17 protein-coding genes are annotated in these 16,932 nt (G+C 63.0%); 6 read left to right on the top strand and 11 right to left on the bottom strand.

Features of this window, described 5'->3' with window-relative positions; translation table 11 throughout:
* Positions 1–46: 46 nt before the first annotated feature.
* On the bottom strand, positions 47–1,273 hold the full coding sequence (locus D1227_RS09515) for an ATP-grasp domain-containing protein (RefSeq protein ID WP_119377630.1): 1,227 nt from the start codon (positions 1,271–1,273) through the stop codon (positions 47–49).
* A gap of 294 nt (positions 1,274–1,567) precedes the next feature.
* Here D1227_RS09515 and D1227_RS09510 point away from each other — a divergent pair, with 294 nt between their 5' ends.
* From D1227_RS09510 to D1227_RS09500, 3 genes are all read left to right on the top strand, one after another.
* On the top strand, positions 1,568–2,068 hold the full coding sequence (locus D1227_RS09510; protein ID WP_158586619.1) for a DUF4440 domain-containing protein: 501 nt from the start codon (positions 1,568–1,570) through the stop codon (positions 2,066–2,068).
* A 63-nt stretch (positions 2,069–2,131) separates the two neighbouring features.
* The gene (locus D1227_RS09505) at positions 2,132–2,959 is read left to right on the top strand and encodes a MipA/OmpV family protein (protein ID WP_119377632.1); all 828 of its coding nucleotides are present in this window, start codon (positions 2,132–2,134) and stop codon (positions 2,957–2,959) included.
* A 15-nt stretch (positions 2,960–2,974) separates the two neighbouring features.
* Positions 2,975–3,529 (top strand): lipocalin family protein, encoded by a 555-nt coding sequence (locus D1227_RS09500; protein WP_119377633.1) that lies wholly within the window; start codon positions 2,975–2,977, stop codon positions 3,527–3,529.
* Positions 3,530–3,568: 39 nt separating this feature from the next.
* Here D1227_RS09500 and D1227_RS09495 read toward each other — a convergent pair whose 3' ends face one another.
* The 7 genes from D1227_RS09495 to D1227_RS09460 all read right to left on the bottom strand — a co-directional run bounded on the left by D1227_RS09495 (position 3,569) and on the right by D1227_RS09460 (position 12,017).
* Positions 3,569–4,072, bottom strand: coding sequence for an anthrone oxygenase family protein (locus tag D1227_RS09495; protein ID WP_119377634.1), 504 nt, complete (start codon positions 4,070–4,072; stop codon positions 3,569–3,571).
* 79 nt (positions 4,073–4,151) lie between these two features.
* Positions 4,152–4,580, bottom strand: a complete 429-nt coding sequence (locus D1227_RS09490; protein ID WP_119377635.1) for a DUF4345 domain-containing protein — start codon at positions 4,578–4,580, stop codon at positions 4,152–4,154.
* Entirely contained in the window at positions 4,577–5,422 is an 846-nt protein-coding gene (locus tag D1227_RS09485) for an NAD(P)H-binding protein (protein WP_119377636.1), read from the bottom strand. The genes D1227_RS09490 and D1227_RS09485 overlap by 4 nt, the downstream gene beginning before the upstream one ends.
* 116 nt (positions 5,423–5,538) lie before the next feature.
* Positions 5,539–6,540, bottom strand: coding sequence for an AraC family transcriptional regulator (locus D1227_RS09480; RefSeq protein ID WP_119377637.1), 1,002 nt, complete (start codon positions 6,538–6,540; stop codon positions 5,539–5,541).
* A gap of 258 nt (positions 6,541–6,798) precedes the next feature.
* On the bottom strand, positions 6,799–9,042 hold the full coding sequence (gene katG, locus D1227_RS09475) for a catalase/peroxidase HPI (protein WP_119377638.1): 2,244 nt from the start codon (positions 9,040–9,042) through the stop codon (positions 6,799–6,801).
* A gap of 138 nt (positions 9,043–9,180) precedes the next feature.
* Positions 9,181–9,648 (bottom strand): GNAT family N-acetyltransferase, encoded by a 468-nt coding sequence (locus D1227_RS09470; RefSeq protein WP_119377639.1) that lies wholly within the window; start codon positions 9,646–9,648, stop codon positions 9,181–9,183.
* A gap of 92 nt (positions 9,649–9,740) precedes the next feature.
* The gene (locus tag D1227_RS09460; RefSeq protein ID WP_119404574.1) at positions 9,741–12,017 is read right to left on the bottom strand and encodes a TonB-dependent receptor; all 2,277 of its coding nucleotides are present in this window, start codon (positions 12,015–12,017) and stop codon (positions 9,741–9,743) included.
* 217 nt (positions 12,018–12,234) lie between these two features.
* Between D1227_RS09460 and D1227_RS09455 the strand changes: the two genes are divergently transcribed.
* Together D1227_RS09455 and D1227_RS09450 are read left to right on the top strand one after the other, a co-directional pair.
* A complete protein-coding gene (locus D1227_RS09455) occupies positions 12,235–12,708 on the top strand; it encodes a hypothetical protein (RefSeq protein WP_147372892.1) in 474 nt (157 codons plus the stop codon).
* Positions 12,709–12,741: 33 nt separating this feature from the next.
* On the top strand, positions 12,742–13,296 hold the full coding sequence (locus D1227_RS09450; RefSeq protein ID WP_158586617.1) for a DUF1697 domain-containing protein: 555 nt from the start codon (positions 12,742–12,744) through the stop codon (positions 13,294–13,296).
* Here the strand turns inward: D1227_RS09450 and D1227_RS09445 are convergent.
* Positions 13,293–13,676 carry a glutathione S-transferase N-terminal domain-containing protein gene (locus tag D1227_RS09445; protein ID WP_158586616.1) on the bottom strand — a complete coding sequence of 128 codons (384 nt, stop codon included), beginning with the start codon at positions 13,674–13,676 and terminating at the stop codon, positions 13,293–13,295. The two genes, D1227_RS09450 and D1227_RS09445, sit on opposite strands and share 4 nt — an antisense overlap.
* A gap of 175 nt (positions 13,677–13,851) precedes the next feature.
* Between D1227_RS09445 and D1227_RS09440 the strand changes: the two genes are divergently transcribed.
* Positions 13,852–14,439 carry a hypothetical protein gene (locus D1227_RS09440; protein WP_147372894.1) on the top strand — a complete coding sequence of 196 codons (588 nt, stop codon included), beginning with the start codon at positions 13,852–13,854 and terminating at the stop codon, positions 14,437–14,439.
* Here the strand turns inward: D1227_RS09440 and yihA are convergent.
* Both yihA and yidC read right to left on the bottom strand, forming a co-directional pair.
* On the bottom strand, positions 14,436–15,080 hold the full coding sequence (yihA, locus tag D1227_RS09435; protein WP_119377646.1) for a ribosome biogenesis GTP-binding protein YihA/YsxC: 645 nt from the start codon (positions 15,078–15,080) through the stop codon (positions 14,436–14,438). The two genes, D1227_RS09440 and yihA, sit on opposite strands and share 4 nt — an antisense overlap.
* Positions 15,077–16,924 (bottom strand): membrane protein insertase YidC, encoded by a 1,848-nt coding sequence (gene yidC / locus D1227_RS09430; protein ID WP_233350011.1) that lies wholly within the window; start codon positions 16,922–16,924, stop codon positions 15,077–15,079. The genes yihA and yidC overlap by 4 nt, the downstream gene beginning before the upstream one ends.
* Positions 16,925–16,932 lie beyond the last annotated feature (8 nt).

Genomic DNA, 16,932 nt, shown 5'->3' with positions numbered 1-16,932 from the left:
GGGAGGCTAGCGAAGGCACATCGGCCTGACTACAGGCCGTGAGCGCCTACACATAGAAGTCGACCTCTTCCTGGCGTTTCAGCAGGTCGCGCATCTCGGTGGCGTCCTCACCATGGAAGTAGACGAGACCCCAATGGGTTCCGAAGGCGGAGCGCTTGGACACTTTGGTCTCCATCGGCTCGCCCAGCTCGTGCCAGTCGAAATAGGCATGGTCCTCGGTCTCCTTCGGGATTTCCAGCCGCGAAACGACCCGGTTGCGCGGATAGACGCCGAAACAGCCGGCATAGCCATTCGCATCCTCGACCGGCGTCGGCAGGAAATTCTCGATCTCCTCCTCGGTAGTCTTCGGATCGAACATCATGACCATCGCCTGATAGGCATTGAAACCATAGACGCGCTCAAGCAGCTCGAACACCTTGAAGCCCGGCGGGCGGTAGGCGACCTCGCCGAAATACATGACATCGTCCGGCCCGATGAAATATTCCGGGTGGATGAAGCCGAACTTGATGTCGAACGTCTTGATCAGTTTCTCGATCTCGGCCTTCACCTTGTCGCGCATGGCTTCCAGCTCGGGGCTGGCCGGCACGAAGACCGAATAGCCGAGGCGCACATATTCGGAGATGTTGAGGAAGCGCACCTTGCCATCGTGGATCCACGCCTCGGCGGCGAACTCCCAGCCATCGAGGTGGCTTTCCATGAGGACGGGAAAGTCGCTGTCGGGGATTTCATCGACATCCTCAACCGTGCGCACGACCCGGTGACCCATGCAGCCGGCCAGGTCGAACGCCTTGATGTGGATCGGATCATTATCGTCGCCTTCCTGCTTCAGAAGGGTCTGGTTTACGCGGCGCAGGAAGCGGGCGACGTCGTCGCGGTCATGCGCTTCCTCGAAAATGCCGACCCGGATGCCGCCAAGCTGCGCGCGGCGCTTCATCAGCGACTTGTCGCGAAACAGCATGGACTGGCCGAGCAGGCGCGGATTGTCGAGCAGGACGGCATTGACCGCGCCGGCCCATTCCACCGTCTCCTCATAGAGCGGGACGGCGACATCGACGCCCTCATCCTTCAGCATCTGCGCGATCTCGAAGGAGTTCTCGTTCAGGCGCTCGAAATTCCAGGACATGAAGGGAATGTCGTTCTTCTCGGCATATTCCTTCGCCCAGCTCGGCGCGACGACGATGTAGCGCCGGTCGAATTTCTTCATCGCGTCGATGGCGTTGATGCTCCAGCCAAGGAGCGCGATATAGCCTTTGTCGGGATTGTAATCAGTCATTTGACCTCCAGGGGTCTTTAAAATAATCGGTTTGCGAATAGTCGGGCTGCATGGCGCTGGAATGGCCAGCTCGCGCCTGTGTCATGCACCCAGCCGGACGGTTGGAGCGCTGTATGTCATGCAGTTCATGGATGCCCTGAACCTAGGCATTGACGCCGCAGTGTCAAACCGGCGGACACCGCGGGGTGAACAATTTGCGGGCAAAGCCAGCGTCATCGGCCCGGACCGCTCTTGCCTGCCACTGCGGCGCGCCGCATGCTGACGGCCTGCGCGAGAGAGATGAGAGAGGGCGCCATGACCAACAGGACCATCATTCGGGGGGCGATGCTTGCTTCAGGGCTCGGCCTTGCCGCCGCCTGCACGACGGCGCCCGCCGGCCCGGCCTTTGACGGCGAAGCCGAAGCTGCGGAGATCGACCAGCTGCGCGCCGACTTTATGGCCGCGATGGCGGCGCAGGATTTTGCCGCCCTCGGCGCGCTCAGCCATCCGGACTTCCAGCAGACCGTGCCCGGTGGCCCGGCGCATCTGGAGATGCTCGCGGCAGCCGGCAACGCGCCCTTCCCGCCTGGCTACCAGCTCGACATCACGCCGAAGGAGCTCGTCATCATCAATGAGGACTGGGCCTACGAATACGGCACCACCGTGCAGTCATACCTGCCCGAAGGCGCGAGCGAGCGGGTCGAGATCCCGAACACCTATCTCCTGATCCTAAAGAAGCACAAGGGACAATGGACCCCCTACCGAGAGGTCGCCAGCGCCCTGCCGCCGCCCGGCGGCTGGCCAACGGCAGACTAGCCTGATCCGCGAGGCCCCTCCTGCCGTAGACAGTCCAACATCTCGCAGCAGACGGACCCTCCCATGAAATATGCCCTGACGACCGCCGCCCTTCTTTTGGGCAGCGTCGCCCTCGCCTTCCCTTCCCAGGCCCAGGAACGAGAGCCACTCAAAGGCTGGCAAGTCAGCGTCGGCGCGGGCGTCCTCACCTCGCCCACCTATGAGGGCGACGATGACTATGACCTGAAAGTTCTCCCCAATCTCCAGTTCCGTTATGGCGAGCGCTTCTTCGCGTCAGTCCAGGAAGGCGTCGGTTACCGGTTGTTCAACTCGGAGACTTTTTCCGCCGGCCCGATCGCGAAGATCCGCTTCTCGCGCGATGAGGATGGCGACCAGACCTTCTCCGTCACAGGTGGCGAGACCGATGACCTGCGCGGCCTCGGCGATATCGACACCACGATTGAGGCGGGCGGCTTTGCCGAATGGACGGTGGGCGACATCACCCTCTCTGGCGAAGTCCGACAGGGCATTGGTGGCCATGAAGGCCTCGTCGCAGACCTCGGCGCCTCATATGGCGGACGGCTTACTGGCTTTGGCCCTCCCGTCTTCTGGTCCGCCGGTCCGAATATCCGGCTTGCAGACAGCGACTACACCTCCGCCTATTTCGGCGTGACGCCGCTCCAGTCGGCCCGCTCCGGCCTGCCGCAATATGAGGCCGATGGCGGGCTCTACTCCTATGGGCTCAGCGCCAGCGCCTTCGTCCCGCTCGACCGGGACAATCGCTGGTCGCTCGTCATGATTGCTGGCTATGACCAGCTCGCAGGTGATGCCGGCGACGCCCCGCTGGTCGACCTGCGCGGCTCACGCGACCAATTTACCTTTGGTGCGTTTCTCTCCCGCACCTTCCAGTAAACAGGAGCCGCCCGCATGAAACTCGCTCTCCGCGCCGTCGCCCTCGCCTCGCTCATCCCCTTCGCCGCCGGCTGCGCCAGTCTCAGCCAGCCTGACTATCGCGAAGAAAGCGCCCCGCCGCCCACCGTCGAAAGTGTCGACCTTGAGCGCTATGCCGGCCTCTGGCACGAAATCGCCCGCTACCCCAACAGCTTCGAGGAAGGCTGCACCGATACCACCGCCGACTATGCCCTACGCGATGACGGCCGCATCTCGGTAACCAATGCCTGCACCAAGGAAAAGACCGGCAAGCGCGATGTCGCCGAAGGTGTCGCGAAAGCCGTAGACGGCTCGAACAACTCAAAACTGAAGGTAAAATTCGCCCCCGAATGGGTCCCCTTCGCCTGGGGAGACTACTGGATCCTCCACCTCGAAGCCGACTACTCCGCCGCGCTCGTCGGCTCACCCGATGGTAGGTACCTCTGGATACTGGCGCGGGAAAAACAGCCGGACGAGGCGGTAATCGAAAAGATCGTGAACCGGGCACAAGAGCTGGGATACGAAACCTCGCCGCTAAAGTTTGCGAGGTGAGACGAGGCAGGCGACAAATACCCATCCCGCTCATCAGCGTCACACCTGACCACTCGTGAGCAGCAAGACAGCCGAAGCCATGTAAACCACCGCCGTCGCGACACTGCCGAGCGTGCGGACGTGGTTCAGCCGCGTCCAGTCGCGGCCATAGCGTGCCCAGTAGGCCTGCGCATCCGGCGAGGTGTGGTCGAGCCGGTCGAGCCGGTTGTTCATGGGCACATTGCCAATGATCGTCATCAGGAACACGCTCGGCACATAGACCAGCGGCGCAGCGATCAACGCGGCGAGGGCGGCGCCTTCGAAGACGGTCAGGCTGTACAGCGCGAACAGTATGGAAGCCGGCGCGATCAACAGGATGCCGGCGACGAACTGGGTTCTGATCACGGTCTTGTTGATCTGCTGCATCGACTCGATGCCGCCGGCCGGTTCGGCCCTGAGAAGCGCGGCCATGATGAATTCGGAAAAGGCAGAGAACACGCCGCCGATCACAGCGCTCCACAGGGCGAGGAATAGGCAGAGATAAAGCGTCCATTCATAGGTCATGAGCCTGGGTCCTTGGTTCGGTTTGAGAAAGGTGAAGCGTGGTCCGGGAGCGGGCAGCCCGCTCCCGGACAGTGGCGGGCTAGACGGCGATGTTGTGGTAGCGGCCTCCGGCCGGCTGCTGCCGGGATGCGGTATTCATCCACAGGACGGCCAGCACGGCTGCAATGCCGAGTTCGACCAGCATTGCCACGATCAGGGACTGCGACGGCACGCCGTGCAGCGCCATGCTGACAAGACGGCCGGCGCCATATGTGCCGTACGCGATCACGCCAGCGGCAAGCCCTGCATTGGCGAAACGCAGCCTGACCGCGCCGAGGATCATCAGTGCGCCGGTGACGAGCAAGATGCCGGCGGGCGCCGACAGTTCCGACATCAGGCCGGGGTCATGGTCGACCAATATGCCGCTCGTCTCGAGGAACGCCCGCGGCGACGCCAGGAGCGCGCTGCCGATCAGGCCGAGGATCGTCCCGGACCCGGCCAGGGCTAGGCGCGTCAGAACGCGGCTCATGCTGCTGTCCTCCAAACGCCGGTTGCCGCGACATCGCGGGCATAGTCGGCGAAGTCCTTTGGCGGGCGGCCGAGTGCGCGCTGGATGCCATCGGTCAGGTGGGCGTTGCGCCCATCGAGCACGGTGGAAAACAGATAATCCAGCATCCAGACGACATCCTTCGGTGCGCCGGAGGCGGCGACCTCGGCGACGAATCCATCGTGTGGCACGTCCACATAGGTGATCTCGCGGCCTGTGGCCCGCGAGAGGTCGGCGGCCACATCGGCGAGCGTCATCAGGCGCGGCCCGGTTACTTCATAGACCTGGCCATGGTGGTGGTCTTCGGTGAGCGCGGCGGCGGCGACATCGGCGATGTCGTCAACGTCGACAAAGGGCTCGGCCTGATCACCAGCCGGCAGGGTGATCACGCCGCTGAGGACCATGTCGACAAAGGCGCCTTCGGAGAAATTCTGGTTGAACCAGCTTGCCCGCACGATCGTCCATTCGAGGCCGGCCGCGATCACGATTCGCTCGCAGGCCTGGGCTTCCTCTTCGCCGCGGCCGGACAGGAGGACCAGCCGCTTGACGCCGCGCCGCTTCGCCAGGTCGACAAAGGCCTGGATCGCATCCTTCGCGCCCGGCATGGCAAGGTCGGGTGCGTAGGTGATGTAGACCGCCGTGACACCCTTGAGGCTCGCCTCCCAGCTTTTCTCATTGTCCCAGTCAAAGGACGGGACACGCGAGCGTGAGCCGATACGGACGTCGCGGCCCATGGCTTTCAGGCGCTCGGCGACGCGGCGGCCGGTCTTGCCCGTCCCGCCCAGCACGAGGGTAAGGGGTTTCTTTCTGTTGAGGAAATTCATTGGGTCGCTCCTTTCTTTGAATAAGCGAGCCAATGAATAGGGCAGGCACAGCGCCGCGTTCTTGCCACAGCGCGACGGAGTTTTGTCAGATCACGACAAATGACGCCTCTGGCGGACTATTGGGCGGTGAGGCGGTAGGATCTCGGCGTCTGGCCGGACCAGCGCTTGAAGGCGCGCGTGAAGCCGCTCTGTTCGGCAAAGCCCGTCAGGAAGGCGATTTCGGCCAGGCTGTAATCGGTCTCGCGCAGCAGCTGGCGGGAGAGTTCGCGGCGTGCCGCATCGACCGCGGACTGGAAAGACTGCCCTTCATCGGCCAGCCGCCGCTGCAGCGTGCGCGCGCCCATGCCGAGGGCCTCGGCGACGCCCGACAGCGTGGGCACGCCGTCACTCAGCTGCTGCGCCACGACCTGACGCACCTGCTCATCGAGGGCCTCCTCGCGGGCCTTGCCGGCCAGCTCCTCCTTCAGGCGGCGGTCGAAATAGGCCGACAGGCCCTTGTCGCTCAGCCGGTTCTTCGCCTTGAGGCGTTCGGCTGAAACGAGCAGCGCGTCGCGGTCGGCGCCGAAATGAACCGCGCAGCCGAAATGGGATTCGTGAGCGTCGGTCCGTCCGGGGGCGTCATGCCTGAAATACACCGCACGCGGCACGAACGGGGTTTCCGACACTTCATGGCTGATGGCCGCGACACTGGCGATGGTCGCCTCATTCGACAGCCTGAGGCCGAGATGACGGTCACCGGCGCGATGGAGGTGAAGGAAGGCGCCGTCCTGCACATGTTCCACCGTATAGGAGGAGACAGTGGTGAGCCTGCGTCCGAATTGCTCGGCCCGCTCATAGGAGCCGGCCAGCGTCGTCGCCGTCTTCCACGCAAAGCCGAACGCGCCATAATCATCGCACCGCATCGACGCCCCGACGCGAAGCGGCAGGGTCAGGCCGTCCGGGTCCCTTCGCGCGAGGTCTGCGAAGAAATCGTAATAGGCATGCGACGCGACCATCTGTGAGGAGTCGACCGGTTCATCCGGCTGCAGGCCGAGGGATTTCAGCGCGTCGCCCGTCTCAACGCCCGGACTGACCTGCCGGGCAACCTTGTGCGCAAAGAGTGACGTGATCTCCCCCATCGCCCGAGTTTACGGCCGCAGGCGCGGTATTCAAGCGCGCCTTCCGTAATCCCTACGCCGTGATCCGCCGGAAAAGCCTGGAGGTGTCGACACTCCGAAGACCGGCTCCTCCGCCCGTCCTGAACGCCCCTCGCCTGACAACCCCTCTTACTGACCGCGCCGCCCCTGACCCGGCGCCGCGCGCGGTTGTGCTGGCGGACAGAAAAAAGCGGCGCCCCGGAGAGCGCCGCTTCCTGTCATGGTTTCGGGCTTGCCCGCTTATTTGTGAAGGTCGAAGCGATCCGCTTCCATGACCTTCGTCCAGGCCTTCACAAAGTCCTTCACGAACTTCGCGCCATTGTCGGACTGGGCATAGACCTCGGCCAGCGCCCGCAGCTGCGAGTTGGAACCGAAGACAAGGTCAACCCGGCTGGCGGTCCATTTCAGGTCGCCGGTCTTGCGGTCATGGCCTTCATAGAGCTGCTCGGCATTGGCCATCGGCTTCCACTCGGTGCCCATGTCGAGCAGGTTGACGAACCAGTCATTCGTCAGCTGGCCGACACGGTTGGTGAAGACGCCGTGCTTGCTGCCCTTGTAGTTGGCACCGAGCACCCGCATGCCGCCGACCAGCACCGTCATTTCCGGTGCCGACAGGGTCAGCAGCTGGGCACGGTCGACCATCAGCTCTTCCGTCGGGACCTTGATGCCGTCGCGCATATAGTTGCGGAACGCGTCAGCATGCGGCTCCAGCGGGCCGAAGCTCTCGGCATCGGTCATCTCGTCGGACGCATCGGTGCGACCCGGCGTGAACGGCACCGTGACTGCGTGGCCGGCATCCTTGGCGGCCTTCTCGACACCCGCCGAACCAGCGAGCACGATCAGGTCGGCCAGCGAGATCTTCTTGCCGCCCGAGGCGGAGCTGTTGAAGTCCTTCTGGATGCCTTCCAGCGTCGAGAGGACGCGCGACAGCTCGCCCGGCTCGTTGACCGTCCAGTTCTTCATCGGCTCAAGGCGGATACGGGCACCATTGGCGCCGCCGCGCTTGTCGGAACCACGGAAGGTCGAGGCCGAGGCCCAGGCCGTCTTGACGAGGTCAGAGACGGACAGGCCGGAGGCAAGCACCTTGTCCTTGAGGGCGGCGATGTCGCTGTCATCGACCAGCTTGTGGTCGACCGGCGGCACCGGGTCCTGCCAGATCAGGTCTTCTTCCGGCACTTCAGGGCCGAGATAGCGGGTCTTCGGACCCATGTCGCGGTGGAGCAGCTTGAACCAGGCCTTGGCGAAAGCCTCCTGGAACTCTTCCGGGTTTTCCTGGAAGTGCTTGGAGATCTTGCGGTATTCCGGGTCCTCGCGCATCGCCATGTCGGCGGTCGACATGAAGATCGGGACCTTCTTGTTCGGGTCCGCCGCATCCGGGGCCATGTCCTCTTCCTTGAGGTTCTTCGGCGTCCAGACATTTGCGCCGGCCGGGCTCTTGGTCAGCTCCCACTCATACTTGAACAGCACGTCGAAGTAGGAATAGTCCCACTTGATCGGGTTCGGCGTCCACGCACCTTCGAGGCCGGAGGTGATCGTGTCAGCGCCCTTGCCCGACTTGTATGTCGACATCCAGCCGAAGCCCTGCGCCTCGATCGGTGCGCCTTCCGGCTCCGGGCCGACCAGGGAAGCATCGCCAGCGCCGTGCATCTTGCCGAAGGTGTGGCCACCAGCGGTCAGGGCGACGGTTTCATAGTCGTTCATCGCCATGCGGGCGAAGGTCTCACGGATGTCCTGGCCAGAGGCTTTCGGATCGGGATTGCCGTCCGGGCCTTCCGGGTTGACGTAGATGAGGCCCATCTGGACCGCGGCGAGCGGGTTCTCCAGCGCGACAGCGTCGGCGCCGCCCTTGTCGAGGTCGCGGCGACCGCCATAGCGGCTTTCCGGATTGTCGGAGATGGCGAGCCACTCGCTTTCGGAGCCCCAGTAGGTGTCCTCTTCCGGTTCCCAGACGTCGGCGCGGCCACCGGCAAAGCCGAACGTCTTGCCGCCCATCGACTCGATGGCGACATTGCCGGCGAGCACGAGCAGGTCAGCCCAGGAAATCGAATTGCCGTATTTCTGCTTGATCGGCCAGAGCAGGCGGCGGGCCTTGTCGAGGTTGCCATTGTCCGGCCAGGAGTTGAGCGGCGCGAAGCGCTGCATGCCGGTACCGGCACCGCCGCGGCCATCGCCGATCCGGTAGGTACCGGCCGCGTGCCAGGTCATGCGGATGAAGAGACCGCCATAGTGGCCATAGTCAGCCGGCCACCACTCCTGGCTGTCGGTCATCAGGTCCGTCAGGTCCTTCTTGAGCGCCTTGAGGTCGAGCTTCTTGAACGCCTCGGCATAATCGAAATCGGGGTCCATCGGATCCGCTGCAGGCGGGTTCTGATGGAGGATTTTCAGATTGAGCTGGCTCGGCCACCAGTCCTCGTTCTGGGTGCCCCGGAATACCCAGTGCCGGTCACCTCCGCCGGTAAACGGACACTTCATATCGTCAGCCATGGTCGCTCCCTTTCATGTCGGATTTAGGACTGATGCCGGGATAGCACCGAGGTTTCCATCGAACAAATCGATTTCATGGGAATGAGTTATTGAATAAAGTTATGGTTAGCGAGTCTCGCGCTCTGCGCCCCGCCCTGCCTAGGCGAAAGTGTATACCATGAACACTGAATTGGGATCGTCGCGATAGCCTTCGAATGGCCCGCAATAGGCAAAGCCTGCCGACTCATAAAGCTTGCGCGCAGGATAGAAGGCATCCTGGCTGCCGGTCTCAAGGTAGACGCGGGCGTAATAGCGTGAGCGCGCCTCCGCGAGCAGGTGGTTCAGCATGCGCCGGCCAAGGCCCCCTTTTCGGAACTGGGCGACCGTGTGCATCGCCTTGATCTCGCCCGAGCGGCCATCCGAGAGTCGCTTCAGCGCCCCGCAGCCGATCAGCATGCCATTCTCGCGCATATCCCAGACGGTGATACCGGGCGCCTTGAGCCCGTCGATCAGCAGGGCATGCGAACTTTCCGGCGGCGTTGTCTCAAGCATGAGCGCCTTGTGGGCCTGGATCAGGCTCCTGAAATCCTCCGCATCGAGGTTTGCAAGGTCAATGACGACGCTCATGAGACAAGTGTCGTACAGCTGCAATCTGCGTCAAGACGGGATTCGCCCCGGCCTCTGCGGGCCGGGGCATTCCGGGTCAAAGGGCCGCCGGCCTAAAAGGACTTGCGGATGCGCGCGCCGTAGAAGATCGGCTGGCCGGCAATGAAGGTGGGGATGCCGAAGCCATCGCCAGTATTGCCCGCATCGATGATGTAATCCTCGCCCAGCAGGTTCGTCGCATAGGCTTCGATGCCGAAACCGTTTTCCAGGTTGAGCTGGACGTTGAGGTTCATCAGGCCATAGGCGTCCTGGCTGATGGCTTCGCGCTCGGTGTTGTCGAAATAGACATCCGACTGCCAGGTATAGCTCGGCACGAGGACGAGTTCGCCAAAGCCGCCGTCCGCCAGGATGATCCGGGCCGACACCGCCGCCTTGTGGTCGGGTGACAGCCGCAGCTTGTTGCCGTCGAACGAGCCGGTCTCGAAGCGGGCCTTGTTGTAGCCGTAGGAGGCGACGAGGTTCAGCATGTCATTGACGAACCAGTTGGCCTGCGCCTCGAAGCCTTCGGCCGTCGCGTCGCCGGCATTGATCGGCTCGATCAGGCCTTCATCGGTGATCCGCGTCGACTGGAAGTTGGTGTAGTCATAGTAGAAGACAGACGCATCCAGGTTCAGGTCCCCGCCGAGGAAGGCACCCTTGAGGCCGGCCTCGTAGGCATCGACGATCTCGGCATCGAGCACCGCGAAGCCAGCCGCTGGCGCCGAGGCCGAGGCGGTGATGACTTCCGGGCGGCGCCCGCGCGCATAGTTGGCGAAGAGATTGACGGTATCGGTCAGCTCATACTTCGCCGCGGCCCGCCAGGTCAGGTCGTCAAAGGTCTCGCTGCGGGAGATGGTGCCATTGGTCGGCTGCACGAACAGGCCGGCGCCGGTCACCGCGCTCGGGCCGTTCAGCAGCTGGACATTGAGGCCGCTGGTCTTGTCTTCTGTCGTGTAACGAAGACCGGCGGTCAGCTGCAGGCGATCGGTGACATCGACCGTACCGTCGGCAAAGACTTCCGCCGCCTGGGTGTCACCGTAATTGGTGAACTTCTCATTGTGGATCGGCTTCAGCGGGATGATGGTGCCGTCGGTCAGGAAGGCCGTCAGGTTGATGGCCGGGAAAGCGCTGGCCGGCGGCGCGTCGGGAGCCGGGATCAGGCCGCCGAGCAGGGCCTGGACAGACCGCTCATCAAAGGTCAGCGGCACGCCCTGCTCGCCTTCCTCGTCGAAATAGCTCGCGCCGACAAAGCCGCGCACGCGCCCGCCATTGTCATAGTTTAGGCGCAGTTCCTGGCTCAGCTGTTCGCCCTTGGCATCTTCCGCGAAGATCAGGAGGTCGAGGCCGAATCCGTCCGGGTCGAACACTTCCAGGCTGTCAAAGTCGCGCCAGCCGGTGATCGAGGACAGCGACAGGGCGTCCGAGATCTGCCAGTTGCCGAGCAGGGTGACGCTTCTCACTTCCCGATCCAGGCCGAGCTTCTTGCCGCCAAGAAAGTCACCGAACGTATTCAGATTGGCCGGCTCCCATGGGTCGGAGGACCGGCCCGGCAGCGGATCGAAGGCCTTCGACTTGAAGCTCGTGCCTGACGGGGTGTCTTCCTGGTAGTTGGCGATGAGGTCGAAGCGCAGATCAGCCGACGGCTCAAAGGCGAGCGATGCGCGCACCGCCTTCATGTCCTGGCTGTTGAAGTCTTCCTCGGCCGGGTTGAGGCTCTCGACATAGCCGTCGCGCTCACGCAGGCGGCCGGCGAGGCGGAAGGCGACCTTGTCGCCCAGCAGAGGGCCCGTGACGTGGCCGTCGAGATAGCGCTCGTCATAATTGCCGACCCCGGCCGTTGCCTGGCCAGAGAACTCGAATTCCGGTTTGGCCTGGATGACGTTCACCCCGCCGATCAGCGCGCCGCGGCCGAACAGGGTTGGCTGCGGGCCCTTGGCCACCTCGACGCGCTCAAGATCGAACAGTTCGACGATCGACCCGCGTGACCGCGACAGGGACACACCGTCCTGGAAGATCGCGATGCGCGGCTCGATATTCGCCTCGCCGCTGTCGGAGGTGATGCCACGGATCACGAAGCCTGGATTGTTCGGGCTCTGCTCCTGCACTTCGAAGCCCGGAACATAGCGGGCGAGTTCGCTGAACTCATCGAGGCCGAGATCGTCCATCAGCGTCTCGTCGATCGCCGACACGGCCACCGGCACATCGCGCAGATTCTCGGCGCGTTTCTGCACGGTGACCGTAACCGTGGTCTGGCGTAACTCGCCATCGGTGCTGCCGTCCTGGGCGGCGGCGGGCATTGTCAGTGCACCGATCAATATCAGGGAGGTGGATGCAAGGAGAACAGGTTTCATTGGGAGGCTCCGCTATCTTGTTTGCGGCGCTCATAGGCGGATCGTGCGACAATCAGACGACGGATGGACGACAGTGCTGTGACGGTCTGGCTGTGTGTCCTGCCGGGCACAGCGCGTGCACCGCAAATCGAGCATTCTGTTCATGATGCGCTCATCGCCGGCCCGCTAGTCTCTTGCGATTATGAGGAAAACGGGCAAAAGTCGGGGAATGCAGATCATGCGGAAACATGTTGGATGGGCAGTTGGCGCAGTGGCGCTGGGCGCCCTTGGCGGCTGTACGACAGCTGAACTTGAGGCGATATCGGCCGGGCTGAGCGCAGGCATGGCGGACGCCGCCTACACCTCCAGCCAGTATGGCTATGGCGCGCAGCCGGCCTATGGCGGGCGCTACTGGTCCCCCAATACGTTCGGTAGCTATGGCGGCTGGCCGGCGAACTATTCCTATGGCGACTGGGTTGGTTACAACCAGTGCCGCAATACCGGAAGCTTCTACACCTGCGACAGTAATGGCGACGGTTATGCCGACATGTACGGCAATACCGATGATGGCTCCTATGCCTCATCCTCGCTGCGCGTGAACGGGCGGGGCGAGGCCTTCACCTGGGGCAGCGACTGTGGCTGCTGGGAACGCAATCGTGCCTATGATGGCCCGCGACAGCCCGATGAGATCATCATCTATGATGGCGACTAGGTTGATCCGGACCTCCTACCCAGAGCGCTGCGTTTGAACCGCTGGATCACCTTCCTTCGCGGTGTGAATGTCGGCTCCGGCAAGCGGCTTCCGATGAAGGCGCTTGCCGCCGCTCTCGAAGAAGCCGGCTACACTAATGTCGCGACCTATATCCAGAGCGGGAACATCGTCTTTGATTCCGAGCACGACAATTACTGGGATGTCTCTGCAGACCTGACCGACCTGCTGCGCGAAAACTTCGACATCACCCCGCGCAGCCAGGTCTATGCCCCACAGGACCTTGTGCGCATCATCACACTTAATCCGTATAAGGATGAAGGCCTGGAAGAACCGAAGTCGGTTCATTTCTTCCTGCTGGCCGAGCCGGCGGAAGAAGCACGCCTTGATGACCTTCAGGAGATCAAGGCGCATAACGAAGCCTTCGAGCTGACCGATGAGGCCTTCTACCTCCTTGCCCCTGATGGCATTGGGCGCTCGAAACTGGTCGAGAAGCTGGACCGGCTGCTCGGCGTCCCGATGACCGGTCGCAACATGCGCACCATCTACAAGGTCGCCGAACTGGCCGGACTGGATGTCGAGGCGCTCTAGGCCGCCTCCAGCTTCTGCTTCATCTCGCGATTTTCCTGAAACATCTGCGTCATCGCCTTGAAGACACCCGCTTCATAATACGCCAGCAGCGGAAGAGCCTTGCGGTCCACGCTGAAGGCTTTGGCATAGTGGTCGATCAGGGTGTCACTGTCGGCCATATAGGTGCCGGGCGAGGTCTCGACGGCCGGGAAGGTCGCCTCCGGCGCGCACTTCTCCAGGGTGGCTTTGGCTTCGTCATAGGCCCGTGTGCCCTCTTCGAAGACGTCGAAGACAAACTGGTCTGCGATCCCGGCTTCGGTCACGAAAATCCTGAATTTCAGGGAGAACGGGCAATCCAGCTTGAGCACGGCCCGGATGGGTGTGTTGTCAGTTTTCGTCATGGTCTTGCTCCTTGTATCTGACATAAGGAGCGTCCTCAGCGGCCTCGGTGTTCCGAGCGTCCGCAGTCGTCAGCGAGGCCAGCGGGCCCGATGCCCGGCTGAACGCGCATTCATGCGCCAGTCAGGTGGCTTGTCTTAACCTTCGGACAAACAGGACAGATCCGAAAGGCCCATGATGAGCGAACGACACACACGCAGATGGACCCGTCCGGCGCTTGCCCTGGGCGTAATGTCCATGGGGCTGCTGGCGACGGGCTGCGTCGCCTATGACTATTACGACCCGTATTATGGCGACGGCTATTACGATGATGGCTATTATGGCGACGGGTACTATTACACCCCCGGCTATTATTACGGCGAGACCTATTACTACTACCCGTCCTATCCGCGAAACAGCGGTCATCACGGACATTATCGCGGCGGCCATGACGGCAAGGACGGCCACCACAACCGGGACCAGCGCGGAGGTCATCAAGGCCATCATGGCAATCGCGACCAGCGCGACCATCATGGCGACAGGGGTGATCGCGGGCACCGTGGCGACAGGGACCGGGGCGATCGCGGACACAGGGGTGATCGCGGCCAGAGGGGCGACCGGGGCCATGGCCCGCGGGCCGAGAATCCAGCGCCCAAGGCCCCGCCGCAGGCGCGCCCGCCGCGCGACCGCTCACAATCGGCCGCCCGGCAGAACCGCTCTCGGGACGACCGCCCGGCCTATAGGGGATCACGCCAGGAGCTGCTCGGCGACCGCGAGGACCGCTAGGCGGAAAGGCCGAGGATTTCGGCCCGCAATTCCGGCAGGCCCCATCCCTTCTCGGCTGAGGTCAGCCGGATGACCGGATGGGCGGCGGCGCGTTTGGCCAGCGCCTTCTCGATCTTGGCGCGGGTCGCCTCGGCTTCGGTCTTCTTGATCTTGTCGGCCTTGGTCATGACGACCTGATAGGTCACCGCGGCCGTATCGAGCATGTCCATGACCTCAAGGTCTGTGTCCATCAGCCCACGCCGGCTGTCGACCAGCAGGAAGACACGGCGAAGGTTCACCCGGCCCTGCAGGTAGCGAAGGGTCAGGCGCTGCCACTCCTGCGCCTGGCTGCGCGAGACCTTGGCATAGCCAAAGCCCGGCAGGTCAACCAGCCACAGGCGCCCTTCACCGAGGTCGAAATAATTGAGCTCGCGCGTGCGGCCCGGCTCTGAGGAAGCGCGCGCCAGATTCTTGCGGTTGAGCAGCGCATTGATGAGGCTGGACTTGCCGACATTGGAGCGCCCGGCAAAGGCGATCTCCGGCCGGTCGGCCGCCGGCAGCTGGGTCAGGGACGCGGCGCCGAGGACAAAATCACACGGCCCGGCGCACAGGATACGCGCCGCTTCCAGTGTGTCTTCATCAAACTCGGGCGTCTCGCTCACGCCTCTTCCTTCTGCCGGCCCAGCAGGCGGGCAATCAGCTTGTCGAGCTCGGTCTCAACGCCATTACGCCGCATGATGAAGTATTGCTGGATCAGCGACAGCGTGTTCGACCAGACCCAGTACATGACGAGGCCCGCGGCGAAGCCGGCGAAGACGAACATGAAGATCAGCGGCAGGAAGCGCATGATCATCTTCTGCGTCGCATCGGTCGGCGGCGGCGACAGCGCCTGGATGGCCGACATCGTCACGCCGTAGAGGATCGGCAGGATACCAATGCCGATCACCAGGCCGATGATCGGGATCGACTTCACGTCAGCCGCCGCCCAGGGCAAGAGGCCGAACAGATTGCCAATGGCCGTCGGATCCGGCGCCGAGAGGTCGCTGATGAAGGCAAAGGACGAGTGGCGCATCTCGATGGTGACGTAGAGCACCTTGTAGAGCGCGAAGAAGACCGGGATGGTCAGCAGGATCGGGATACAGCCGGCAATCGGGTTGGCCTTTTCCCGCTGGTAGAGCTTCATGATCTCCTGCTGGCGGCGCTGCGGATCGGCGGCAAAGCGCTCCTGGATTTCCTTCATCGGCTCGGCGAGCTTCTTCATCTTCGCCATCGACTTGTAGGACTGGTTGTAGAGCGGCACGAGCGGCAGGCGCACGAGGACCGTCAGCGCCAGGATGGCCCAGCCAAAGGTGCCGAGATTGTGCTCAAGCCAGTAAAGTAGCGAGAAGAGCGGCTTGGTGACGTAGTAGAGAATGTTGCCCCAGTCGATCGCATCCTCGAAACGCGGGATGCCGGCATCCTCATAGTCGCGCAGGACGGCATATTCCTTGGCGCCAGAGAAAATGCGGTTCTTGGAGGTGATGGTCTCGCCCGGCTGAATGACGCGTCCTGCACTGGTTGCCGTAATCTGCAGGATCGGCCCGTTTGCGCGCGACAGGCGTTCGTAGCGGCCGGCAAATTCATATTGCTGTTCGGGAATAAGGCTGGTGAGCCAGTATTTGTCGGTAAAGCCGAGCCAGCCGCCTTCAGAGGCGCGGCGGATACCCTGATCGTCAGCCTTCTTCAGCCCCTTGCCCTTGTCGAGGTTCTTGTAGTTGCGCCAGGTCAGCTCGCTGTCGAACACGCCGAGCAGGCCCTGAAGCGCCATGCCGGATGTGCGCGAGGAGCCGGGATCGGTGGCTTCCAGGAAGCCTTTCCATTCGCCATGGCGCCGGATCGAGCCAAGCGGCGAGAGGGTCCGCGCTTCGCTTCCTGTATTGGTGATGCGGTCGGCGAAGGTGAACATGTAGTTCTCATCGACGCTGATCGTACGCTCGATGGCAATGCCGTCCGAGGTGTAGGTCATGGTCACCGGCGAGCCGGTGGTGAGGGTGTCATTGCCCTCGACCTGCCACCGCGCAGACGGGCCGGCGACAGGCTGGCTGCCGTCGAACCAGTACCAGCCGGCATAATAGCCATACTCGGCATTTGTCGGGCGCAGGAGACGCAGCTCATTGACCTTCTCCACCGTGGTGTAGTGGTCCTTCAGCCGCAGATCATCAAGAATGCCGCCCGTCAGGCGGATCGATCCATCGACCCGCTCGCCATCGATGGTCAGGCGTTGGTTGGCCTGCAGGGCTTCCTCGACGGATGGCGCGATCTCGATGGACGGCTGCCCGCTTTCAACGCTTGCACTCGTATCGACCCCGGCGCTTTCCTGTTGCTGTTCGGCCAGCTCCTGGGCGGCCTGGCGCTTTTCCTGCTGGGGCTGGACGACCAGCGCCTGATAGCCAAACACGAAGGCAATCATCAGCACCATGGCGATGATGAAGTTGCGCTGGTCCTGCGGGTCCATCCCCTGATTCATGTCGAGTT

This window comes from Henriciella mobilis, from assembly GCF_003576315.1.
In the GTDB taxonomy this organism is placed as follows: domain Bacteria; phylum Pseudomonadota; class Alphaproteobacteria; order Caulobacterales; family Hyphomonadaceae; genus Henriciella; species Henriciella mobilis.
This window is presented reverse-complemented; position numbering and strand designations above follow the sequence as displayed.